Raw genomic sequence first — 21,547 nt, 5'->3', positions numbered from 1 at the left:
ACGCCTGCCGAATAATATCTCTCTCCGGTGACTCTGCGCAGCTTTTGGGTTTAAATATCAGCAACATGATTGATTTTCCTGATTCAAATTCCCAGATCCGGAATGCCTTATCTTCCATGCTTCCGCCCTCTTTCCTTTCTAGCGTCGGGCGCTACAACATTTTCTTGAGAGCATTTCAAAAGGATTCCCATGCAAGGCCTGTTCAAGCGCGCCTCCGTTTCCCTTCTGGCATTGACACTTCTGCTGCCGGCTGCCGCCGAAGCGCAGACCAAGACCGTGCCGGAAAGTCAGATGCAGATGCAGCTTTCCTTCGCGCCACTGGTCAAGCAGACGTCAGGCGCCGTCGTGAACGTCTATGCCGAAAAGACCGTCCGGCGTCAGTCGCCTTTTGCCGGCGATCCCTTCTTCGAGCAGTTCTTCGGCCAGCAGATGCCGAACCGGTCCGAGAAGCAGTCTTCGCTGGGGTCCGGCGTCATCATCGAGACGAACGGCACTGTGGTGACCAATAATCACGTCATCGAGGGCGCCGACGACATTAAGGTGGCGCTCTCCGACGGCCGGGAATTCCCCTGCACGGTCGTGCTGCGTGACGACCGTGTCGATCTCGCCGTGCTGAAGATCGACAGCAAGGCGGACTTCCCGGCATTGCCGATCGGCAATTCCGATGCTGTGGAAGTCGGTGATCTCGTACTGGCGATCGGCAATCCCTTTGGCGTCGGCCAGACGGTGACCAGCGGCATCGTTTCCGCACTTGCCCGCAATCAGGTCGTCAAGAACGAGTTCGGCTTCTTCATCCAGACGGACGCGTCGATCAATCCCGGCAATTCCGGCGGCGCGCTGATGAACATGAAGGGCGAACTGATCGGCATCAATACGGCGATCTTCTCGCGTGGCGGCGGTTCCAACGGTATCGGCTTTGCCATTCCCGCCAATCTCGTGAAGGTCTTCCTCGCTTCTGCCGATGCCGGCGTCAAATCCTTCGAGCGACCCTATATCGGTGCGAGCTTCGATCCGGTGACCTCTGAGGTCGCCGATGCACTCGGCCTCGACAAGGCGCGTGGCGCGCTGATCGCCAAGCTCAGTCCGGACAGTCCGGCAGCCAAAGCCGGCCTCAAGGTGGGCGAGATCATCACCGCCGTCGATGGTGTCTCCGTCGAGCATCCGGATGCGCTTCTCTATCGCCTGACGACTGCCGGTCTCGGCAAGTCGGTCAATCTGACCGTCGTCGAGAACGGGCGTGAGGAACAGATGCCGCTTGTGCTCGCCCGCGCGCCGGAAACCCAGCCGCGCGATCAGCGCACGATCGGCGGACGTACGCCCTTCACAGGTGCCGTGGTGGAAAACCTGTCGCCCCGCGTCGCCGATGAACTCCGCATGCCGCTGGATTCGACCGGTGTCGTCATCTCCGACGTGACAGGGGACTCTCCAGCTGCCCGGCTTGGTTTCGAGCCGAAGGATATTATTGTCTCCATCAATGGCGCTGAAGTGAAGACCAGCCACGACCTGCAGGAGATTGCCGATTCCGATCCGGGCCTGTGGCGGGTCGAGATCGAGCGTGATGGTCAGCGTATCCGGCAGTTCTTTCGATGAGCAATGATCTCTTCGCGCCGCGTGTTCCGGAAGAGGTCGCCAGCCGGCGCCCGCTTGCCGATCGCTTGCGGCCGAAGACGCTCGGCGAAGTCACCGGTCAGGAACATCTGACCGGTGAAGATGGTGTTCTGCGCCGAATGATCGAAAGCGGCTCACTCGGCTCCATGATCTTCTGGGGGCCGCCCGGCACCGGCAAGACGACGGTCGCGCGGTTGCTTTCCGGCGAGGCGGGTCTGGCATTCGAACAGATCTCGGCGATCTTCTCTGGCGTTGCCGATCTGAAAAAGGTCTTCGAGACAGCCCGCCTGCGTCGCATGGACGGCCGCCAGACGCTTCTTTTCGTCGATGAGATCCATCGTTTTAATCGAGCCCAGCAGGACAGCTTCCTGCCGGTCATGGAGGATGGCACGGTCATCCTCGTCGGCGCTACGACGGAAAATCCGTCCTTCGAGCTCAACGCCGCCCTTCTGTCGCGCGCGCGGGTGCTGACCTTCAAGTCGCATGAGGAACAGAGCCTCGAGGAATTGCTGAAACGTGCCGAGGCTGTCGAGCAGAAACCGCTGCCGCTGACCGAGGATGCGCGCGCCAGCCTGATCCGTATGGCCGATGGCGACGGCCGCGCGGTGCTGACCCTTGCCGAGGAAGTCTGGCGTGCTGCCCGCGAGGGCGAAACCTTCGATACCGAGGGCCTGACGCGTATCGTCCAGCGCCGGGCGCCAGTCTACGACAAGGCACAGGACGGTCATTACAATCTGATCTCGGCACTCCACAAGTCCGTCCGCGGCTCCGATCCCGATGCTGCGCTCTATTATCTCGCCCGCATGTTCGATGCCGGTGAGGATCCGCTCTATCTCGGTCGCCGGCTGGTGCGTATGGCGGTGGAGGATATCGGCCTTGCCGACCCGCAGGCGCTAGTGATCTGCAATGCCGCCAAGGATGCCTATGACTATCTCGGTTCACCGGAAGGCGAGTTGGCGTTCGCGCAAGCCTGCGTCTATCTCGCGACCGCACCGAAATCGAATGCCGTCTATACCGCCTTCAAGGCGGCGACGATGGCCGCCAAGCAGAACGGTTCGCTATTACCGCCCAAGCATATCCTCAACGCGCCGACCAAGCTGATGAAGGGCGAAGGATATGGCGATGGCTACCGCTACGACCATGACGAGCCGGATGCCTTCTCGGGCCAGGATTATTTTCCGGAAAAGATGGGCCGCCAGACCTTTTATGATCCGCCCGAGCGCGGTTTCGAACGCGAGATCCGCAAGCGGCTGGACTGGTGGGCGAAACTTCGTAAGGAGCGCAATCAGCGCTGATAGGGTTCCGCGCTGAGATCAGGAAACGCGCGACTGCGTGACGGGCGCGTTGATCAGCTTGACCGAGGAATCTGCAAGCCCGTGATGGCCTTCCATGTCGACGACAATATGCCAGTGGCCGCTTTCGGGAATGGCGAGCCTGATCGGTGATTTGCGCGCGACACCGCCGATATATTTGAAGTCGAGCACTTCGGTGAACCGCTGGAAGTTCGGGGCAGTCATCAGCCGCACATTGTTCACAGCGCTCAGCGACACCTCGACAATCGTTCCGGGGCGCTGTTCCTTGATATCATAATGGGTGAAGCGGAAGTTTGGTTTCGGCATCGGTCTCGCGGCACATGTAGTCTCTGCACGCGGGACTCTATCAGGACGGCAGTTAAGGAAAAGTTGGAAACCTTGGGCCTGGTGCCGTTCCTGCTGTGCCAAAATGGCAGGAACGACACGGTATTTAGTGGATATTGCCGGCACCACGCGCAAGAGGTGCAAAATCGAGCACCGTGCCCGTTGCCGCGCGGCAGATATCAGCGGGATTGTGGTTGCACTCTTCCGCAGCGAAATGGAGGGCTGCGGCTTCATTGACGAAGAGGCCGCCGACGAGCCCCTCGCGATCCTGGACGATCCAACCTCCGCCCTTGGCGCGGCCGACAGTGAAGCGGGCCGGACGCGTGGTGAGGGGAGCCGAAAACTGCCGGCGTTGCTGTGCATTTGCCATTGTCGTGATCCTCGATCCGGCGCTCACTGGGAGATAAGGTGAAAGCTTACCTGCACGAGCCCGGCAAAGGCCATGACGACGCCGAGCCGTGGTGCGACGGCTGCAAGGCCGACAAGTAGCGGGTGGGAGGGATCGACCGCAGCTGTATGGGCGCTTACGCTACGTTGCAGCGGGTCGGTCTTGGCATTCGTATCGGTCAGGCGTGACATCGTTTGTCCTTTCGAAGTCTAACTCAACCGCCGTTTGAGTTCCGCGGCGGTGTCACGCTGATAAAGATAGATGCTGGCGGATAGGGTTTCCATTTGGTGCCAAAAGCGAAAATATTAAAATCTCATAGGGACAGCGCCATGCGCTGAGCGCCGCCGCCGACAAAAGGAGAAAGCGCGGCTATAATCGCGACGCGGCTTTCGGCCTCGGCCGATACGAGTGGCAGACGAAGATCGGCCGACGTGCCGCGCAGCACCTGCAACGCATATTTCACTCGGGCAGGATCACTCTCCGAACCCAGTGCCGCGACGAGCGGATGCAGCCTGTCGTTGAGCGCAAACGCTGCGGAGATATCGCTCCCATAAGCTGCCTGCTGCAGCGAGGTGACGAGCCGCGGAAGGATATTGGCGGCCGCCGACACGATGCCGTTGCCGCCCGCCAGATGAAAGGAAAGCGCCGTGCCGTCATGGCCGGACAGGAAAAGGAAGCGGCGTCGCAGTGCAGGCGGTAGGTTGGCGAAGCGGGCAATATCCCCCGTCGCATCGACGATAGCGACAATCGCATCGAGTTCGGCAAGTCGCTCCAGCGTTTCCGCCGTCAGGTCACTCGCCGTGCGAGCTGGCGCATTCTCGATCAGAACAGGCAGATTGCTTGCCGCAGCGATTTGCTGGAAATGATGGAGAATGCCCTTCTGCCCTGGCTTGGAATAATAGGGGACGGTGATAAGCACAGCGCGGGCACCGCATTCTTCCGCATCCCGGATAAGCGCGATCGTAGTCTCGGTGCAATTGGTTCCGGCCGCGGCGATCACCGGAATACGGTCCGCCGCGGCCCGGATGCAGATGTCGAGCACCATGCGGCGTTCCCGAGGTGAAAGGCTCAGCCCTTCACCCGCCGCCGTGCAGAGGGCGAGTCCATCGACGCCGCTCAGCACCTGCCATTCAACAAGAGCTTCCAATGCTGCGCTGTCGACTTCGCCGTTGCGGAACGGCGTGACGAGCGCGGTGATCGCGCCACCCGGGCGCAGTCTTCCTTTGCTGTTCATGATGGGGTCTCAGAGCGAGCCGAGGATCACATAGAGTTCGACACAGGCGAGCACGATGCCGAAGATCATCAGCGTCTGGGCCGTGCGCTTCTCACGCATCTGCCGCTTTCCGCGCGTGATGTGGTAGGGGCGAAGCGGCAAGTATCGGGAGGACATGACATCTCGCATGGCGGTAACCTTTGCTGTTGTGGCAAAGGCTACTGCCGCCTCCGATAGGAAATCCATTCGGAGTGGAGATCGAAGATATAGGAATCGCATAAAGAGGCCGATGTCAGCCGCCCCGCTGGTTTTCCTTGTCGAGCTGCGTGACCAGCGCGAGCACGACTTCCGAGACGGGCGTCGGCACGTTGGCAGTGCGTCCGAGTGCCACGACCATACCGACGAGCGGCACGATTTCCAGCGCTTTGCCGGCCAGAAGATCTTGAAGCATTGATGTGCGTACAGGGCCGATATTGCGCGACTGCTCGAGCCTTTCCTCGATGGTGATGCTGAATTTCGCGCCAAGGGCACTTCCAACGGCGCGCACTTCCTTCATGATCTTGCCGACCATGTCGAACAGCGACGGATCGGCCATGATGTCGGTCATCAAGGCGCGCGTCAGGGCGCTGAGAGGGTTGAAAGCCGCATTGCCCGTCAGTTTGCTCCAGATCTCGTCGCGAATGCGTGGCGTGGTCGAAACATTGAGGCCTGCCTTGGCAAAGAGGCCGGCAACGGTTTCGAGATCGGTCGACATCTCGCCCGACGGTTCGCCAAGCACGAAACGACCAACATTGGAAAGGCGGATCTCGCCGGGATTGACGACCTCGGCGCCCTGCAGTGCCACGCAGCCGATCACCCGCTCCGGCCCGATCAGGTGCCACAGCTTACCGCCGGGATCGAGCTCTTCGAGCTGAAGTTCGGCATGGCCGCTTTGCGTATCCCGGTGGAAATACCACCAGGGAATACCGTTCAGCACCATGACGACGCGGGTGTTTTCCTTCAGCAGGGTGGCCATGTCTTCTGCCGCAGGACTAAGTTGATGGCCTTTGAGGCCGGTGATGATGAGGTCTTGCGGGGGCAGCGTTGTCGGATCGTTTGTTGCCGTGATCCGTACATTGATCGGCCTGTCTGCATCTGCTTCATGAAGGGAAAGGCCGCGTTCACAGATCGCGTCTAGATGCGCACCCCGCGCGACGACCGAGACGGTCACGTCATCGCCGAGCCGGCTTGCCAGCTTGACGGCGATTGCACCTCCGAGTGCGCCGGCTCCGTAGATGCAAATGGATTTGATAGTCATGCCTTGCCCTTCCGCATTCGTGATGACGCCCGTAGATTTAGGTCATCGCTGCGCCGGCGCGAGTGAAAATCTTGCCGATGCGACGATCTTCACGCCGAAATGAATGAAGCGCGCCGGAGGGCGCGCTTGTTGCTGTGGGAAAGTCAGGCCTTCTCAGGCAGTCTGTTCGAAATCCGTGGAGACGGCGAGCTTGCGCCACTGGGCCAGTTCCTTCTCCACGCTGGCATTTTCTTCTTCGATCTTGGCAACCGTATCGCTGCCGAAAGGCATGCGCAGCGGCGGGTTGGCCGAGTTCACCATCTCGATGATGCCGGCAGTTAACTTTGCCGGGTCGCCCGGCTGGGCATGGTTGGCGTCGGCTGCGAAGTCGCGCATGTTGCCGGCCGGCGTGCCGACATAATCAGGAATGGAGGCCGGGCTGACCGCCAGCGAATTGTCATGCAGGAAGTCCGTGCGGAAGAAGCCGGGCTCGACGATCGTGACCTTGATGCCGAAGGGTTCGACTTCGGTCGCCAGCGATTCCGACAGGCCTTCGACGGCAAACTTCGTGGAGCCATAGACGCCCCAGCCGGGGAAGCCGTAGTAACCGCCGATCGAGGAGAAGTTCAGGATATGGCCGGCGCGCTGGCGGCGCATATAGGGCAGCACGGCGCGGGTGACCTTTAAGAGGCCGAAGACGTTGGTGGCATAGATCTTTTCGATCTCTTCGGCAGTTGCTTCCTCGACAGCGCCGAGCAGGCCGTAACCGGCATTGTTGGCGAGGATATCGATGCGGCCGAAGCGGGCGATGGCGGCAGCCGCGGCTTGCCTGGCTTGGTCTTCGTTGGTGACGTCGAGAGCGACGGCAAGCAGGTTCGCATGATCGCCGAACTGTTCGGTGATAGTCTTGGGGTTGCGAGCGGTGGCAACGACAGCGTCGCCGGCGGCAAGAGCGTCCTTGGTCATCAGCGCGCCGAAACCACGCGATGCACCCGTAATGAACCAGACTTTCATGGCAATTCCCTTTCGTCAGAGTGTTTGTTTCAGCAGTGCGTTGCTGACGAAGAGGAATTTGACGCAAATCTCGCTGATGTATAAGATTTGTTATTTGAGATGCTATGATGAGTGAAATTCAGCAATGAGAGCGACCGAGCTTTCCGAAATGGCGGCTTTTGTCGCTGTCGCCAGGCACAAGAGCTTTCGCAAGGCGGGAGAGGAGAGGGGTGTCACAGCCTCCGCGATCAGCCATGCCGTGCTCAATCTGGAAGACCGCATCGGCATTCGCCTCTTGAATCGTACGACCCGCAGCGTTTCGCTGACAGAGGCTGGCGAACTGTTGCGCTCTCATCTCGATCCGGCCTTCGGCGAGATCAATTCTGCACTCGATGCGCTGAACCGTTTCCGCGATACGCCCTTCGGTCGTGTCCGCATTAATGTCGGCAATTCCATTGCGCCCTTCGTCGTCGGCCAGGTCATCGGGCCGCTATTGATGAAGAACCCGAACCTGCAGCTTGAAATCGCGGCAACGGACCGGCTGGTGGATATCGTCGAGGAGGGGTTCGATGGCGGCATTCGCTTCGGCGAGCGTGTCACCGAAGGGATGATCGCCGTGCGCATCAAGCCGCGCATGCGCCTCGTCGTCGTCGGGGCACCCGCCTATTTCGAAACCCGGCCGAAGCCGCAGACGCCACATGACCTGAAGCGGCATATCTGCGTCCAGAACATGTTCCCCTCAGGCGTGCGTTACCCCTGGGATTTTGAAAAGGACGGGCAGGCCATAACCTTCCACCCAACCGGCCCGCTTTCCCTAGACGATCACGAATTGATGACGGCGGCGGCGCTCAGCGGCGTTGCACTCGCCTATGTCTGGGAGGGCAGGGCGGTGCCGTTGATCGCGAGCAATCAGTTGATCCAGGTACTGGACGAATGGTGCCAGCCGGAGGAGCCGCTTTATCTCTATTATCCCAGCCGACGACATATTTCGGCAGGATTCCGGACAGTGATCGACGCGATCCGGGGTGATTGAGTGGTCAGAGCTTGCGGAATTCCAGCCGGTAGACGACATCCTCTCCCGTGACCGGATCGGTGCCGGGCGCGTCACTGATGACGAGCGTGTCACCTTCCATATGTAGAGGCCGGACGAGAGGGCGCTCCCATGTCGGGTTCCAGGCGGCCTCGACATGATGGATCACCCTGTCGCCCTCCAGCGTATAGGCAGCCGTATAAGCCAGCATTGTATCGAAAAGCGCTGCCTTTTCATTATCGCTGGGGGCCTTGCCGTTGGGTTTCGGCCTGCGGCGGTTGGTGACGAAAGCCATCATCCGGCCATCGGCATGATAGGCGATATATCCGATGGGATCGGCACCCATGGCGTCGCTGACTTCCCCCGTCGCAACGACGGTTCGTGTCCAGGAAATCATTCGCCACGTCCCGAGCAGAGCGGCTCTATCCATGATCTTCCCCTCCTTAAAGTAGTCTAGCACAACTAAAAAATGCGAACTACGAACCCGGAACCTTTTGTGGTCGGAATGCTCCAGTCTGACCAGGAGAGGCTCCTGGCAATCACCCAAAACTCCCTTTTGACTCTCGGTGGCGAAGTGGTGAAGATGCGCCGCACAAAAGAAGATCAGCGCCGGAGGGGCGAATGAGGAAGCCGATTTTTTCTGCCAACAGTCGGTGGAAAGTGGAATGTCGCACGGGCCTGCTGTCAGCGCTTGCAGCCGTGGTTCTGTCTGCTCTTCCCCTCGGGGCAGAGGAGATGCCCGCACAGACACCGGCCTCTCAGGAGCAGGTGGAAAAGCTGCTTTCCCACCGGAAGGATCATTTCAAAGGTGCCGAGACCCTGCGGGACCGGCGCACCGCGTTCCGCGATTTCATGGAATCGCTGCCGGAGCCGACACGCATTCAGATCCGGCATGTCGATGCCGGCGGGGTCGAGGCCGAGCTGATCTGGCCGGCGCGCCTTCACCACCCGATCGGCCGGCGCGCGATCCTTTTCATCCATGGCGGCGGCTTTTACAGCGGCTCCATTCGCAGCCATAGCCTGCTTGCCGGCTCGCTTGCCAAGGCCGCTTCCAGCGACGTGCTGCTCATCGATTACCGGCGGACCCCGGAATACGGCTATCCCGCGCAGATCAACGACGCCTTGAGCGCCTACCGCTATCTGCTCGACAGCGGCTACAGCAACGGAAATATCATTGTTATGGGTGATGGTGCAGGCGGCAATCTCGCACTCGAAACTGTGCTGCGGCAAATGCGCTCCAGACAGCCGCTGCCGGCCGCCGTCGTGGCGCTGAGCCCGATCACTGATCTGGCTGTATCAGGCGCATCGGTCACGTCGAACGCCGCTAACGATCAGGTACTGGACAAGACTGCGCTGGAGGCGCTCCGCAAGGCCTATCTCGGTAATAATTCCGCGACGGATCCCGACATTTCCCCGCTCTATGCCGATCTCTCGGGTTTTCCGCCATTGCTGCTGCAAGTCGGTTCCGGCGAGCTGCTGCTCGACGACACGCTGCGACTTGCCGACAAGGCGCGCAAGGATGGCGTCGATGTGACAGCGCAGGTCTGGCCGGGAATGCCGCATCAATGGCAGCTTTTCCCATCCGTGCTGGATGACGCCGACAAGGCCGGCCAGAAGATCGCCGAGTTCGCGATCACGCATTTTGCAGACCCGCCAGCACAGTAAGGACCAATCCAATACCGCACGATCGCAGCTCTTACGAATGGTTCGAATTCAGCCCCTCGATCGGCCGGCCGATGGTAAGCTTCTGACGAAGCTTGGGATCGAGCCGTTCGGCATAGGCATGATCGGGCGCAGCACCCAGCGCATCCAGCATCTTGGAGAAGAAACAGCGCGCTGCCGCTGCCGCGGTCACGTCGAAGATCTCCGCGTCGCTCAGTTGGAGGCGCTTCAAGCCATCGATGTCCTGCTGGGTCACCGAGGTCGCGTCGCGCGCCACCTTGGCGGAAAAGTCCATGATCGCCCGCTCGACCGTATCGATCGGCGCTTTCTCGCTGCCGCCGGCGACAGCCGAAAGACTGTCATTGGTAAAGCCGTCGCGCAGCAGCACCGAACCATGTGCCAACATGCAATAGGACGACTTCAGCTCCCTGGCTGCTGCCAGCGTGACCAATTCATAACGCCGCTGGCTCATATGGCCGCGAATGCTGGCGAGCAGCGTCCCCCAGTGTTCCATCACCTCGGGCCGGTGGCCGAAGGCGCGGTACATATTCGGCAGATAGCCGTAACTCGCTTCGGCCGAGGCGTACATCGAAGCCGTCTTCTCGCTGGCAGATGCATCGGGGGTATGAATGAAGGCCATGGCATGATCCTCCCTTGATCAATTGTGAGAATAGAGCAGCATCGGATGACATCAATCTGCGCGCCGAACGCTTTGCGCAAAACGGATGCCGGATACCTTAACCGGCTGCCCGGCTCTTCCGCCGGCGATAGAATGGCAGGATGTGGCGTTCCGTCAGCGACGCCATGATGATCTCGCCCGGTTCGGCCGGTGATATTCAACGTATCTCCTCAATCTCCACTGTTGCTTCGATGTCGTCATCCTCCACATGCCGCAGGAAGACATCAGCGATGAGCACATGATCCGGCTCGCTGGCCGTTGGCGCCTGAAACTGTTCCAGACGGCCACGGTGCCGCGCTTGCGCACCAGAGGCATACGGCGTCACTGCGCAAGAGGAGGGCAGCCGATATTCTGATCGTCTTCGTCAAGCGTAAATCTGATCGGATTTGCTGCCGCAATTCAATGCTGCGCTCCCGCTCGACCGTTTGTCAAAACCCGCCTGGCCGCCTATATCAGCGGTTCAGAAACAGGAAGTGGACGTGATAATGTTCCAGGCGGCATCGATCAAGGTGGATAATAAGGCCGAATTCTATCGCGAGCTCGCCCAGCAGCTGCAGGGACTGCTCGAAGGCGAGCCGGATATGATCGCAAACGCCGCCAACACCTCGGCACTGATGTTCCAGACGATGGCCGATCTCAACTGGGCGGGCTTCTATCTTCTGAAGGGCGAGGAACTGGTGCTTGGCCCGTTCCAGGGCAAGCCCGCCTGCGTGCGCATTCCTGTCGGCCGCGGCGTGTGCGGCACGGCGGTCAAGGAGCGCGCCTCGATCCTCGTGGCAGATGTTCATGCGTTTCCCGGCCATATCGCCTGCGACGCCGCATCCCGATCCGAACTCGTCGTTCCCGTCCGCAACGGTGATAAGATTATCGGCGTCATTGATCTCGACAGCCCGATTCCCGCCCGTTTCGATGCCGACGATCAGGCTGGCATCGAACGCCTGGCGGAAATCTTTGCTGCGGCAACCCGCTTCTGAGCGGACTGGTGTGGCGACGATCAGCCGCCGCGTCTCTCGCCGAGTTTGATCCTGTATTCACCTTCGGGGAAATCGTGCTAGGTCACTGATCGAGCGGCGCTCGCGTTCAGGCTAGGCTGGTTGTTGGGAGAGAACCATGAAGAAGCTGATCAACGATCCTTCCTCCGTCGTACGGGAAATGCTGGAAGGGGCCGTTGCACTCAGCCCGGCAGCCATATTGCTGGCCGACGAAAACGTCGTGATCCGGTCAGATCTTCCCGAACCTGCCAAGCGCAAGGTCGCCGTTCTCTCAGGTGGCGGCAGCGGCCACGAACCTGCCCATGCCGGCTATGTCGGCAGCGGCATGCTGACGGCGGCGGTCGCTGGCGACGTCTTCACGTCGCCGAGCACCGATGCCGTTCTTGCTGGCATCAGGGCCGCAAGCGGCCAGGCCGGCGCATTGCTGATCGTCAAGAATTATACGGGCGACCGCCTGAATTTCGGCCTCGCGGCGGAACTAGCGCGCGCGGAAGGCATCCCCGTCGAGATCGTCGTTGTCGCCGATGACGTTGCGCTGCGGGAAACCGTTCCTGCCGACCGTCGCCGCGGCATCGCCGGCACGGTTCTGGTCCACAAGCTCGCAGGCGCCGCCGCCGAGCAGGGCCTGCCGCTGGAGGACGTGGCCCGCATCGCCCGCTCGGCTTCCGAGCAACTCTCCTCCATGGGCATCTCGCTTGGATCTTGCACCCTGCCGGCCGTCGGCAAGCCGGGTTTCTCCCTGGGTGAACAGGAGATCGAAGTCGGCCTCGGCATTCATGGCGAGCAGGGTGTTCGGCGGATGCCGATCGCGCCGGTCGACCAGCTTGTGTCGATCGTGCTGGAAACGATCGAGGCAGACGGAAAGCTCAAGAAGGGCGATCGCGTCGCCCTGCTCATCAATGGTCTCGGCGCGACCCCGCCGATGGAACTGTCGATCGTAGCCCGCTCTGCACTCGCAGCGCTTGAGAGCAAAGGTGTGGCGGTCGAACGAGCCTGGGCAGGCACGCTCCTGTCCGCCCTGGACATGCCGGGCTTCTCGCTCTCCATCCTGCATGTCGATATCAGGTTCCTCGAACTGATCGATGCGCCGACAAAGGCAGATGCCTGGCCAAGGGGTGGAGTGGTCAATCGCAACCGGGAGCTCCCTTCATCACGGGCGGCTGAAAACCCAGCCGAAACCCGCGCGATCACTGCCTCCGGCAGGCAGCTCCAGAAGGCGGCGCACAACATCGCGAACGCCCTGATCGCCGCAGAAGCGCATCTGACCGAACTCGACAGCATCACCGGCGATGGCGATCTCGGCGCCAGCATGACGCGCGGTGCCGAAGCCGTTCTAGCACTTCCCGACACTGCCTTTGCGGATGTCGCAGGCGGCCTGATGGCGATGGGCGATGCCGTCAGACGCGCAATTGCCGGCAGCTCCGGACCATTCTACGCCACAGCCCTGATGCGCGCGTCACGCCAGCTCGCAGGCATTGAGGCCCCGACATCAGTCGAGATGGCCGAAGCCTTCTCCGCCGCCGTTCAGGCCGTCTCCGACCTCGGCGGAGCAAAGCCCGGCGACAGGACCATGATCGACGCCTTGCGCCCGGCAGCGGATGCCTTCATCGCGAACCTTGGAAAGGGACAGGCAACCCAAGAAGCCTGGCAGGAGGCGATTGCCGCCGGAATTGCCGGCGCGGAAGCGACGAAGGCGATGTGGCCAAGGCTGGGCCGTGCAAGCTACCTCGGCGACCGGGCTATCGGTCATCCGGACGGTGGTGCAGTGGCAGTGACCGTGTGGCTTAAGGCAATAGGGGCGAATGAGGCTTAGTCTCAGTTCTGGCAGCCGGTGGGTTTAACACCCGGCTGCGAATTTCTGCAGGCTGCATGAATGACGAAATCTTGATTGCTCGCGCGGTTTCCGGAGCTTCGGACCAGCCTATTTCCCTAGCGATGACACGAGCCTGTAATGGGGTTCCGATGTCGTCGTTATCGGTATGGGGGTAAATAAAATGTCCCAATTTCGAAAACTGTTGGCAGCCGGGGCAGCTGTCGTCGTCATAGTCATGGCATCGTCCTGCACGACGAGCTCGGATAGTTCGATCCAGACCGGCTCGGTCGGGTATGGGCGAAGCGCTGACTTTGGGCTCCGACCGGCGTGCCTGGGCGGATTTGGCAACGATAGACCTTGCAGTTATTGACAAACTGCCGGTCCGCCAGACGAGGTTCCGAAGTTGACTGAATGCTGGATCGCTAGCACAGCGGACCGGGTAGCGACGGCTTTCGCCGTTGAAGTCATTGAAAGCGATCCAATATTGTCAGATGAACAGAGGTGATGCGAAAGGACGCAGTTTCCTGCGATGGCGGAGCTTCGCATATCGTTGCCGATGACATAGAGTACAAAAAATCGATAATTGCTTGATTCACACCACGCCGACCTCGGTCCCGAGGCGGCCCATTTTCATAACCAATGGGAGCTGCATGATGGAATATCGTCGTTTGGGAAAATCGGGTCTGAAAGTGAGCGAGTTCTCCTTCGGATCGTGGGTCACGTTCGGCAAGCAGGTCAATGGCGGCGATGCCATCGATCTCATGAAGCTCGCCTACGACAATGGGATAAACTTCTTCGACAATGCCGAGGGATACGAAAGCGGCAAGTCCGAAATCGTCATGGGCGAGGCGCTGAAGTCGCTTGCCTGGAGCCGCGACAGCTATGTCGTCTCCAGCAAGGTCTTCTGGGGAGGCCAGAAGCCAACGCAGCGCGGCCTGTCGCGCAAGCATGTGACGGACGCCTGCCACGCAGCGCTGAAAAGGCTGCAGGTGGACTATCTCGACCTGTACTTCTGCCACCGCCCGGATATCGACACGCCGATCGAGGAAACGGTCCGCGCGATGCACGATCTCGTCGCCCAGGGCAAGGTGCTCTACTGGGGCACGTCGGAATGGTCCGCGCAGCAATTGACGGAAGCCTACGCCGTCGCCCGGGATCTGCGCATCACGCCGCCGACCATGGAGCAGCCGCAATACAACATCTTCGAACGCCAGAAGGTCGAAGCCGACTACCTTCCGCTCTACGACCTGATCGGCCTCGGCACCACCATCTGGTCACCGCTCGCCTCCGGCGTTCTGACCGGCAAATACAATGATGGCGTACCGGCCGACAGCCGCATGAACCTGCCAGGCTACGAATGGCTGAAGGAAAAGTGGTCGACCGATGCCGGCCGCGCCCAGCTTGCACAGGTTCGCGAGCTGGCAAAGCTCTCAGACGAGATCGGCCTGTCGATCACCCATCTCGCCCTTCTCTGGTGCCTCGCCAACAAGCACGTCTCGACCGTCATCCTTGGCGCATCGCGTGCAAGCCAGTTGCAGGACAATCTCGCGGCTCTGTCGCATAAGGATAAGGTGACATCAGACGTGCTGGAGCGCATCGACAGCATCGTCGGCAACAAGCCGGAAGCACCGCGCCGCTTCTAGGCAAGGCCAAAGCTAGATCGAGCACCTCTGCTCTTATCTTTATTCTAATAGGAAAATGGCCGGACCTTTATGGTTCGGCCATTTCATTTTCACTGCCCCTTCATTGACCGCGCGTTGGAACGGGTGGCAGCCAAGTTGATCGCCTCGAACCGGTCTTTCATACGCGTGCTGGTGGGTTGATGACTTCACTGTAGCCAAGGCCCTGTCTTGACCTTGTTGGCTGGACGCCTGCGATCCTACCTTTGCGACACCATGCGAAAAAGGGCAGAATCGGACGGAAAATGTATCTGTCACAGGCTGATGGTCACCGTGGTTCCCGTCAGACTACCTTCGAGAGCTACGCTCCCGTGGTGACGGGTCACGATCTGCTTCACGATACTCAATCCGAGACCGGCACCTGTGCTGCGCGGCGTGACCCTGTAGAACGGTTCGAACACGAGGTCACGATGCGCTGATGGAATTCCCGGGCCTTCGTCCGAGACCGAGATTCCTCCGTTTTGGAACACGTGCACCGATATCGTGCCGCTATTTCCGCCATGGTCGATCGCATTGCGCACAAGGTTGCCTATGGCGCGTGACATCGCCGACCGGCTTGCCAGCCGATAAAGCTCGTCCACGTCACTGTCGAACGAGATTTCATATCCATTTCTTATGGCGAGCGGGGCTTGGTCGGCGACGACGTTTCTGGCGACTTCCACCAGATCGACATTTTCATGTGGCTCGAGAGACTGCTCACTCCGTTCGAAGTCGAGCAATTGTTCCGCCGTCTCCCTTAGACGGCCGATGTCATCCATCATGGTGTCGCGCGTGCTTCCTTCCAGTGTCGTATCGATACGCGTCTGCATGACCGCGATCGGCGTGCGGAGCTCGTGTGCGGCATCGATGAGAAAACGTTCTCTGGCTGCGAACTGCTGCTCGAGCCGCTCCAGAACAGAATTGAATGCGTGGATAAGCGGAACGACTTCGCTCGGAACTCGATCCACTGGCAGCCGAGATCCTGGCTGGCGCGGGTCGATCTCCGGCGCTTTCCGAACGACCTCGCTCAATCCTGAGAGCGAACGCTTGACCAGTCGCGGCACGGCGAGGAAGAGGGCGGGCAGGGTAACTGCAAGCAGGGGCACGTAGATCTTGTATGTGCCGCCAAGCATCGTGAGGAATATCGACTCGTTTCCGTTGCGGCCGCCATAAAGCACCCGGATCTCGGTCGTATTGATCTCGATGTCGTCGACTGAAGCCGGTACAGGGGCGGTTGCTCCCGTGCCACGAATGTCGGCGTCCTTGATAAGCGGCACGAACTTGGCGAGCTGTGTGTAGGCAGGTGGAATATTTCCATATGCCACTGCCGTTCCGTCCGGGGCTGCGGCGTAAAAAAAGAGATTTGGGGTATCATTCTTCAACGCTCGGAGCCGTTCGCTGTCTTCGATGCGAAGCCCTCGTCCAGGTTCGTAGCTCAGGGATCCTTCCAGGGCGCTCAGGAGCCGGCGCTCCATGCTGACGTTCGGAGAAAGGATCATCGCCCCGTAGATGCACAGCCCGACGATCACCGATGCCGTAGTGCCGACGAATAGCAGGCTGAGCTGCCAGTTAAGTCTCCACCACAGCGACGTATTCGGAAATCGCATCAATGTTCCTTCAGCAGATATCCGACCCCGCGGATGTTGTGGATGGACACGCCGGCGTCCACGTCAGTTAGGCGTTTTCTCAGTCGCGACACATGAGCGTCCAGCGCGTTGGATTGGATCGTCTCCTCGTAATTGTAGATTTCGGTTTCCAGCGCCGATCTGAGGACAGTTTTACCTTTTCGCTTCGCAAGGGTAACGAGCACCATCAGCTCTCGACGAGGCAGGTCGAGCTGCAGTTCACCGACCATGACGTCCATCCGGATCGGATCCACGGTCATCCGTCCTGCGATTATGGACGGCTCCGCCAAGGCCGACGGGCGTCGCATGACAGCGCGCAGTCGAGCGAAAAGCTCCTCCATCAGAAACGGCTTGCCCAGATAGTCGTCGGCGCCGAGGTCCAAGCCCGCGACCCTTTCCGCCGGTTCGTTTCTGGCAGTCAGGACGATGACCGGGGTCACGACGCCGGAGCTTCGTAGCCAAGGAATGAATGTGATGCCGTCGCCGTCTGGCAGGCGTCTGTCAAGCAGGATCGCATCGTAGGTTTGTTGTCGAGCCAGCTCGATTGCATCCCCAAGAAGAGCGGTGTGGTCCACCGCGATGCCCTTCTTGCTAAGCGAAGCCGCAACCGCTTCCGCCAGCCTTGTCTCGTCTTCGACCAACAGGATCTTCATGTCTCGCCCACCTTTTCGATCCTATGTTCACGACGACCATTGCGACAGGATTACGGCGTGAGCGTTTCGAGCGAGGGAAGTCATGGGTCGCTACGAGTTGGATAAAGGAGATCGCATGATCGTGCGCCTTTCGCCACAGGAGCAATAGTCATTAGTCGTTCCCGAGATGGTCTGAGCCTGGCAAATCCCATGAGATACCAATCGCCTCCGAACGAAAAACTCCAGGCACTTGCGCGCCTGGAGTTGCTTTCTGGTGGGTCTGCTCCGACCTGAATTTTCCCGAAGAAATCAGCTGCAGCCGCTCGTCGCGCCGCATGTGTCACACTTCTCGCAGGTGCCGTTGCGCACCATCGTGAAGTTCTGGCACTCGCCGCACATGTTGCCCGTGTAGCCTTGCATGATCGAGCGGGCGCGGCGTTCGGCTTCCACCTTCTTGGCTTCCGTCTTGGCGGAGGCAGCGTCGGCTGCGGCCTTGTCGGAGAAGAGGGCGGTTGCCTCGGTGCCGGTTTCCTCGATCACCTCTTCGGCAATCTCTTCTGCCAATTCCTTGGCACGCTCTTCATAGTCGCGCTTGAAGGCGACGATTTCGGAAGTCGAAATCGCCACTGTCGGCTCCAGCTTGCGGGCGGCAGCACCAGCAAACGACGTCACCGAGCCGGTCGAGGAAGCGCGGGCAGGGGCCGCAGTTGCCGCACCCTTCGGCTCGCCGCCCTGACGTTCGATGCCGGTATTGGAGACCAGCGTCGGCTTGTAGCCGCGGGTCCAGCCGGTGGAAAGCAGGTTCGTCTTGCCTTCCTGGATACCCTTGCCGAGCGCCGTGTTGGAGAAATCAGACGTATCGACATGGGCGAGATCGTGACGGCCGAGATAGGAGACGGCGAGTTCGCGGAACACGTAGTCGAGGATCGACGTGGCGTTCTTGATCGCGTCGTTGCCGATGACCATGCCGGCCGGCTCGAACTTGGTGAAGGTAAACGCCTCCACATATTCTTCCAGCGGCACGCCATATTGCAGACCAAGCGAGATGGCGATGGCGAAGTTGTTCATCATCGCACGGAAGGCGGCACCTTCCTTGTGCATGTCGATGAAGATCTCGCCGATACGGCCGTCGCCGAATTCGCCGGTCCGCAGGTAGACCTTGTGACCGCCGACGGCAGCCTTCTGGGTATAGCCCTGGCGGCGGTTCGGCAGCTTCTCGCGTTCGCGGGAAACACGCTCGATCACGCGCTCGATGATCTTCTCGGTCACCGTCACGGCCTGGGCCGCTGCCGGCTGCTGGATCAGATCCTCAAGCGCATCCTCGTCGCTCTCGTCCTCGATCAGCGAGGCGTTGAGCGGCTGGGAAAGCTTGGAGCCGTCACGGTAGAGGGCGTTCGCCTTCAGGCCGAGCTTCCAGGACATCATGTAGGCGTTCTTGCAATCCTCGACGGTCGCCTCGTTCGGCATGTTGATCGTCTTGGAGATCGCACCCGAGATGAAGGGCTGGGCAACCGCCATCATGCGGATATGGCTTTCGACCGAGAGATAACGCTTGCCGATCTTGCCGCACGGATTGGCGCAATCGAAAACCGGCAGGTGCTCCTTCTTGAGGAAAGGCGCGCCTTCCAGCGTCATCGCACCGCAAACATGGATGTTGGCAGCCTCGATGTCCTTCTTCGAGAAACCGATATGGTCGAGCAGGCTGAAGCTCATGTCGCCGAGCTGTTCGTCGGAGACCTTCAGAGTGGTCTTGAGGAAGTCGGCGCCGAGCGTCCACTGGTTGAAGACGAACTTGATATCGAAGGCGCTCTTCAGAGCGGCATTGACGGCTTCCACCTTCTCGTCGGTAAAGCCCTTGGTCTTCAGCGTCGAGGGATTGATGGCCGGAGCCTGGTTCAGATTGCCGTGGCCGACAGCATAGGCTTCGATCTCGGCGATCTGGCTTTCGGAATAGCCGAGCGTGCGCAGCGCATCCGGAACGGCGCGGTTGATGATCTTGAAGTAGCCGCCGCCGGCGAGCTTCTTGAACTTCACCAGAGCGAAGTCAGGCTCGATGCCGGTCGTGTCGCAATCCATGACGAGGCCGATCGTGCCGGTCGGTGCGATAACCGAGACCTGCGCGTTGCGGTAGCCGTGCTTTTCGCCGAGCTCAAGCGCCTTGTCCCAGGCAGACTTCGCATGGGCTACGAGATCCTGGTCGGGGTTTTCCGAATGGATCAGCGCGACCGGGTTCACGGAAAGCGCCTCGTAGCCTGTGTTTTCGCCATGCGCAGCGCGGCGGTGGTTGCGGATGACGCGAAGCATGTGCTCGCGGTTCGGCGCGAAGTTCGGGAATGGTCCGAGTTCGGCAGCCATTTCGGCCGATGTCGCGTAGCAGACGCCGGTCATGATCGCCGTCAGCGAACCGGCAATGGCGCGGCCCTCGGAGCTGTCATAAGGGATACCCGTCGACATCAGCAGGCCGCCGATATTGGCGTAGCCGAGGCCGAGCGTGCGGTATTCGTAGGAAAGCTCGGCAATGCGCTTCGACGGGAACTGCGCCATCATGACCGAGACTTCGAGCACGACGGTCCACAGACGAACGGCATGTTCGTAGTCGCCGATATTGATGCGCTTCGTCGCCTTGTCCTTGAACTGCAGGAGGTTCAACGAGGCAAGATTGCAGGCGGTGTCGTCGAGGAACATATATTCCGAGCACGGGTTCGAGCCCCGGATCGGGCCGCCGGCCGGCGATGTGTGCCAGTCGTTCATCGTCGTGTTGAAGTGGATGCCCGGATCGGCCGATGCCCAGGCGGCATAGGAAATCGTTTCCCAGAGATCGCGGGCCTTCAGCGTCTTCATCACCCGGCCGTCCTTGCGGGCGGTCAGGTTCCAATCGCCATCTTCCTCGACAGCGCGCAGGAAGTTGTCCTTGATCGAGACGGAGTTGTTGGAGTTCTGGCCCGAAACGGTGAGATAGGCTTCCGAATCCCAGTCCGTGTCGTAGGTCTTGAACTCCATGTCCTTGTAGCCCTGGCGGGCGAACTGGATGACGCGCTGGACATAGTTTTCCGGAACCTGATCCTTCTTGGCAGCGCGGATTTCGCGCTTCAGGGCGGGGTTCTTGGCAGGGTCGAAGCAGTCGCCATTGTCGCCTTCGCAATTGACGCAGGCCTTCATGATCGCCTTCAGATGCTGGGCGACGACCTTGGAGCCGGTCACGAGAGCGGCAACCTTCTGCTCTTCCTTGACCTTCCAGTTGATGTATTCCTCGATATCGGGATGGTCGATATCGACGACGACCATCTTGGCCGCACGGCGTGTCGTACCGCCAGACTTGATGGCGCCGGCAGCCCGGTCGCCGATTTTCAGGAAGCTCATAAGGCCGGAGGAGCGGCCGCCGCCGGAAAGCTTTTCGCCTTCGCCGCGCAGCATGGAGAAGTTGGAGCCGGTCCCGGAGCCGTATTTGAAGAGACGCGCTTCACGAACCCAGAGGTCCATGATGCCGCCTTCGTTGACGAGATCGTCTTCGACGGACTGAATGAAGCAGGCATGCGGCTGCGGATGTTCGTAGGCAGACTTGGACTTGGTAATCTTGCCGGTAAAGGGATCGACATAAAAATGGCCCTGGCCGGGGCCGTCGATGCCATAGGCCCAGTGCAGGCCGGTATTGAACCACTGCGGGGAGTTCGGGGCAACGCGCTGCGTGGCGAGCATATAGGCAAGCTCATCCTTGAACGCTGCCGCATCTTCCTCGGAAGAGAAATAGCCGCCCTTCCAGCCCCAATAGGTCCAGGTGCCGGCGAGACGATCGAAGACCTGGCGCGCGTCGATTTCCGAGCCGGTCTGTTCGTCCTTCGGCAAATCCTTCAGCGCAGCGTCGTCGGCAACGGAGCGCCACAGGAAGGAGGGGACACTGTTCTCCTCAACCTTCTTCAGGCGGGCAGGGACACCGGCCTTGCGGAAGTATTTCTGCGCCAGGACGTCGGTGGCGACCTGGGAAAACTGCGCGGGAACTTCGATGTTCTCGAGGCGGAAAACGATCGACCCATCCGGGTTCTTGATCTCGCTCGTCGCCTTGCGGAATTCGATATCCGCATAGGCGCCTTGACCAGCCTTCGTAAACCGACGTTCGATGCGCATGTTCTTAACCTCTTGTTGGCACCCGAAAGGGCGCAAAATTCCCGTCCGGCTACGCGTTGTCCCTTCGCGCGGCCAGTGCTCGTTCCGTCTTGTGACAGGATGTCATCCGGAGATGTCTGTCCTGTATCTTGTGGTGAGGCTGGCTGCAAACACTAAATATAGTGTTAACAGCTTATTTTTACCAGTCCCCGATGTCGCTTTTTGAGGCTGGAAAAAGGC

At 60.2% G+C, this 21,547-nt stretch carries 20 protein-coding genes; 8 read left to right on the top strand and 12 right to left on the bottom strand.

Translation table 11 applies throughout. From position 1 onward, the window contains the following. Positions 1-189: 189 nt before the first annotated feature. Entirely contained in the window at positions 190-1,590 is a 1,401-nt protein-coding gene (locus AC1D35_RS02940) for a DegQ family serine endoprotease (RefSeq protein ID WP_113297871.1), read from the top strand. Continuing rightward, positions 1,587-2,903 (top strand): replication-associated recombination protein A, encoded by a 1,317-nt coding sequence (locus AC1D35_RS02935; protein ID WP_113297870.1) that lies wholly within the window; start codon positions 1,587-1,589, stop codon positions 2,901-2,903. The genes AC1D35_RS02940 and AC1D35_RS02935 overlap by 4 nt, the downstream gene beginning before the upstream one ends. Before the next feature lie 18 nt (positions 2,904-2,921). On the opposite strand, the gene AC1D35_RS02930 is transcribed toward AC1D35_RS02935, so the two are convergent. The 7 genes from AC1D35_RS02930 to AC1D35_RS02900 form a co-directional block, all read right to left on the bottom strand. Then, on the bottom strand, positions 2,922-3,227 hold the full coding sequence (locus AC1D35_RS02930; protein WP_113297869.1) for a DUF1883 domain-containing protein: 306 nt from the start codon (positions 3,225-3,227) through the stop codon (positions 2,922-2,924). 124 nt (positions 3,228-3,351) lie between these two features. Then, positions 3,352-3,615, bottom strand: a complete 264-nt coding sequence (locus AC1D35_RS02925) for a hypothetical protein (protein ID WP_113297868.1) — start codon at positions 3,613-3,615, stop codon at positions 3,352-3,354. Positions 3,616-3,638: 23 nt separating this feature from the next. Next, positions 3,639-3,824 carry a hypothetical protein gene (locus AC1D35_RS02920; protein WP_113309261.1) on the bottom strand — a complete coding sequence of 62 codons (186 nt, stop codon included), beginning with the start codon at positions 3,822-3,824 and terminating at the stop codon, positions 3,639-3,641. A gap of 122 nt (positions 3,825-3,946) precedes the next feature. Beyond that, positions 3,947-4,867 (bottom strand): 4-hydroxy-tetrahydrodipicolinate synthase, encoded by a 921-nt coding sequence (dapA, locus tag AC1D35_RS02915; RefSeq protein WP_113309260.1) that lies wholly within the window; start codon positions 4,865-4,867, stop codon positions 3,947-3,949. Positions 4,868-4,876: 9 nt separating this feature from the next. Next, a complete protein-coding gene (locus AC1D35_RS02910; RefSeq protein WP_477837164.1) occupies positions 4,877-5,023 on the bottom strand; it encodes a hypothetical protein in 147 nt (48 codons plus the stop codon). A gap of 115 nt (positions 5,024-5,138) precedes the next feature. Further along, a complete protein-coding gene (locus AC1D35_RS02905; RefSeq protein WP_113309259.1) occupies positions 5,139-6,143 on the bottom strand; it encodes a 2-dehydropantoate 2-reductase in 1,005 nt (334 codons plus the stop codon). 153 nt (positions 6,144-6,296) lie between these two features. Further along, positions 6,297-7,136 (bottom strand): oxidoreductase, encoded by an 840-nt coding sequence (locus tag AC1D35_RS02900; RefSeq protein WP_113309258.1) that lies wholly within the window; start codon positions 7,134-7,136, stop codon positions 6,297-6,299. 124 nt (positions 7,137-7,260) lie between these two features. Between AC1D35_RS02900 and AC1D35_RS02895 the strand changes: the two genes are divergently transcribed. Further along, entirely contained in the window at positions 7,261-8,148 is an 888-nt protein-coding gene (locus AC1D35_RS02895; protein WP_477837160.1) for a LysR family transcriptional regulator, read from the top strand. 4 nt (positions 8,149-8,152) lie between these two features. Here the strand turns inward: AC1D35_RS02895 and AC1D35_RS02890 are convergent, their stop codons facing one another. Then, a complete protein-coding gene (locus AC1D35_RS02890) occupies positions 8,153-8,575 on the bottom strand; it encodes a lipocalin-like domain-containing protein (RefSeq protein WP_477837158.1) in 423 nt (140 codons plus the stop codon). A gap of 305 nt (positions 8,576-8,880) precedes the next feature. Between AC1D35_RS02890 and AC1D35_RS02885 the strand changes: the two genes are divergently transcribed. Then, on the top strand, positions 8,881-9,810 hold the full coding sequence (locus AC1D35_RS02885) for an alpha/beta hydrolase (RefSeq protein ID WP_113309277.1): 930 nt from the start codon (positions 8,881-8,883) through the stop codon (positions 9,808-9,810). A 31-nt stretch (positions 9,811-9,841) separates the two neighbouring features. Here AC1D35_RS02885 and AC1D35_RS02880 read toward each other — a convergent pair whose 3' ends face one another. Next, on the bottom strand, positions 9,842-10,447 hold the full coding sequence (locus tag AC1D35_RS02880; RefSeq protein ID WP_113309256.1) for a carboxymuconolactone decarboxylase family protein: 606 nt from the start codon (positions 10,445-10,447) through the stop codon (positions 9,842-9,844). A gap of 524 nt (positions 10,448-10,971) precedes the next feature. Here AC1D35_RS02880 and AC1D35_RS02875 point away from each other — a divergent pair. The 4 genes from AC1D35_RS02875 to AC1D35_RS02860 all read left to right on the top strand — a co-directional run bounded on the left by AC1D35_RS02875 (position 10,972) and on the right by AC1D35_RS02860 (position 14,934). Then, a complete protein-coding gene (locus AC1D35_RS02875; RefSeq protein ID WP_113309255.1) occupies positions 10,972-11,460 on the top strand; it encodes a GAF domain-containing protein in 489 nt (162 codons plus the stop codon). 136 nt (positions 11,461-11,596) lie between these two features. Beyond that, entirely contained in the window at positions 11,597-13,291 is a 1,695-nt protein-coding gene (locus tag AC1D35_RS02870; protein ID WP_113309254.1) for a dihydroxyacetone kinase family protein, read from the top strand. A 181-nt stretch (positions 13,292-13,472) separates the two neighbouring features. Further along, on the top strand, positions 13,473-13,661 hold the full coding sequence (locus AC1D35_RS02865) for a hypothetical protein (RefSeq protein WP_113309276.1): 189 nt from the start codon (positions 13,473-13,475) through the stop codon (positions 13,659-13,661). A 283-nt stretch (positions 13,662-13,944) separates the two neighbouring features. Continuing rightward, positions 13,945-14,934, top strand: coding sequence for a potassium channel beta subunit family protein (locus AC1D35_RS02860; RefSeq protein ID WP_113309253.1), 990 nt, complete (start codon positions 13,945-13,947; stop codon positions 14,932-14,934). 290 nt (positions 14,935-15,224) lie between these two features. On the opposite strand, the gene AC1D35_RS02855 is transcribed toward AC1D35_RS02860, so the two are convergent. From AC1D35_RS02855 to AC1D35_RS02845, 3 genes are all read right to left on the bottom strand, one after another. Continuing rightward, a complete protein-coding gene (locus AC1D35_RS02855) occupies positions 15,225-16,556 on the bottom strand; it encodes a sensor histidine kinase (protein WP_113309252.1) in 1,332 nt (443 codons plus the stop codon). Then, on the bottom strand, positions 16,556-17,227 hold the full coding sequence (locus AC1D35_RS02850) for a response regulator transcription factor (protein ID WP_113309251.1): 672 nt from the start codon (positions 17,225-17,227) through the stop codon (positions 16,556-16,558). The genes AC1D35_RS02855 and AC1D35_RS02850 overlap by 1 nt, the downstream gene beginning before the upstream one ends. A gap of 288 nt (positions 17,228-17,515) precedes the next feature. Beyond that, positions 17,516-21,328: a vitamin B12-dependent ribonucleotide reductase gene (locus tag AC1D35_RS02845; protein ID WP_113309169.1), complete on the bottom strand. Its 3,813-nt coding sequence runs from the start codon at positions 21,326-21,328 to the stop codon at positions 17,516-17,518. Positions 21,329-21,547: the final 219 nt, after the last annotated feature.

It is taken from the genome of Rhizobium sp. P1_E6 (assembly GCF_056405875.1).
Note: the sequence above shows the minus strand (reverse complement) of the source record. Positions and strands in the feature narration are given on the sequence as shown.

Bases quoted from the DNA above. Each gene is read 5' to 3' on its own strand.
- AC1D35_RS02940 (WP_113297871.1), top strand. From the start codon at position 190: ATGCAAGGCCTGTTCAAGCGCGCCTCCGTTTCCCTTCTGGCATTGACA.
- AC1D35_RS02935 (WP_113297870.1), top strand. From the start codon at position 1,587: ATGAGCAATGATCTCTTCGCGCCGCGTGTTCCGGAAGAGGTCGCCAGC.
- AC1D35_RS02930 (WP_113297869.1), bottom strand. From the start codon at position 3,227: ATGCCGAAACCAAACTTCCGCTTCACCCATTATGATATCAAGGAACAG.
- AC1D35_RS02925 (WP_113297868.1), bottom strand. From the start codon at position 3,615: ATGGCAAATGCACAGCAACGCCGGCAGTTTTCGGCTCCCCTCACCACG.
- AC1D35_RS02920 (WP_113309261.1), bottom strand. From the start codon at position 3,824: ATGTCACGCCTGACCGATACGAATGCCAAGACCGACCCGCTGCAACGT.
- dapA (WP_113309260.1), bottom strand. From the start codon at position 4,867: ATGAACAGCAAAGGAAGACTGCGCCCGGGTGGCGCGATCACCGCGCTC.
- AC1D35_RS02910 (WP_477837164.1), bottom strand. From the start codon at position 5,023: ATGTCCTCCCGATACTTGCCGCTTCGCCCCTACCACATCACGCGCGGA.
- AC1D35_RS02905 (WP_113309259.1), bottom strand. From the start codon at position 6,143: ATGACTATCAAATCCATTTGCATCTACGGAGCCGGCGCACTCGGAGGT.
- AC1D35_RS02900 (WP_113309258.1), bottom strand. From the start codon at position 7,136: ATGAAAGTCTGGTTCATTACGGGTGCATCGCGTGGTTTCGGCGCGCTG.
- AC1D35_RS02895 (WP_477837160.1), top strand. From the start codon at position 7,261: ATGAGAGCGACCGAGCTTTCCGAAATGGCGGCTTTTGTCGCTGTCGCC.
- AC1D35_RS02890 (WP_477837158.1), bottom strand. From the start codon at position 8,575: ATGGATAGAGCCGCTCTGCTCGGGACGTGGCGAATGATTTCCTGGACA.
- AC1D35_RS02885 (WP_113309277.1), top strand. From the start codon at position 8,881: ATGCCCGCACAGACACCGGCCTCTCAGGAGCAGGTGGAAAAGCTGCTT.
- AC1D35_RS02880 (WP_113309256.1), bottom strand. From the start codon at position 10,447: ATGGCCTTCATTCATACCCCCGATGCATCTGCCAGCGAGAAGACGGCT.
- AC1D35_RS02875 (WP_113309255.1), top strand. From the start codon at position 10,972: ATGTTCCAGGCGGCATCGATCAAGGTGGATAATAAGGCCGAATTCTAT.
- AC1D35_RS02870 (WP_113309254.1), top strand. From the start codon at position 11,597: ATGAAGAAGCTGATCAACGATCCTTCCTCCGTCGTACGGGAAATGCTG.
- AC1D35_RS02865 (WP_113309276.1), top strand. From the start codon at position 13,473: ATGTCCCAATTTCGAAAACTGTTGGCAGCCGGGGCAGCTGTCGTCGTC.
- AC1D35_RS02860 (WP_113309253.1), top strand. From the start codon at position 13,945: ATGGAATATCGTCGTTTGGGAAAATCGGGTCTGAAAGTGAGCGAGTTC.
- AC1D35_RS02855 (WP_113309252.1), bottom strand. From the start codon at position 16,556: ATGCGATTTCCGAATACGTCGCTGTGGTGGAGACTTAACTGGCAGCTC.
- AC1D35_RS02850 (WP_113309251.1), bottom strand. From the start codon at position 17,227: ATGAAGATCCTGTTGGTCGAAGACGAGACAAGGCTGGCGGAAGCGGTT.
- AC1D35_RS02845 (WP_113309169.1), bottom strand. From the start codon at position 21,328: ATGCGCATCGAACGTCGGTTTACGAAGGCTGGTCAAGGCGCCTATGCG.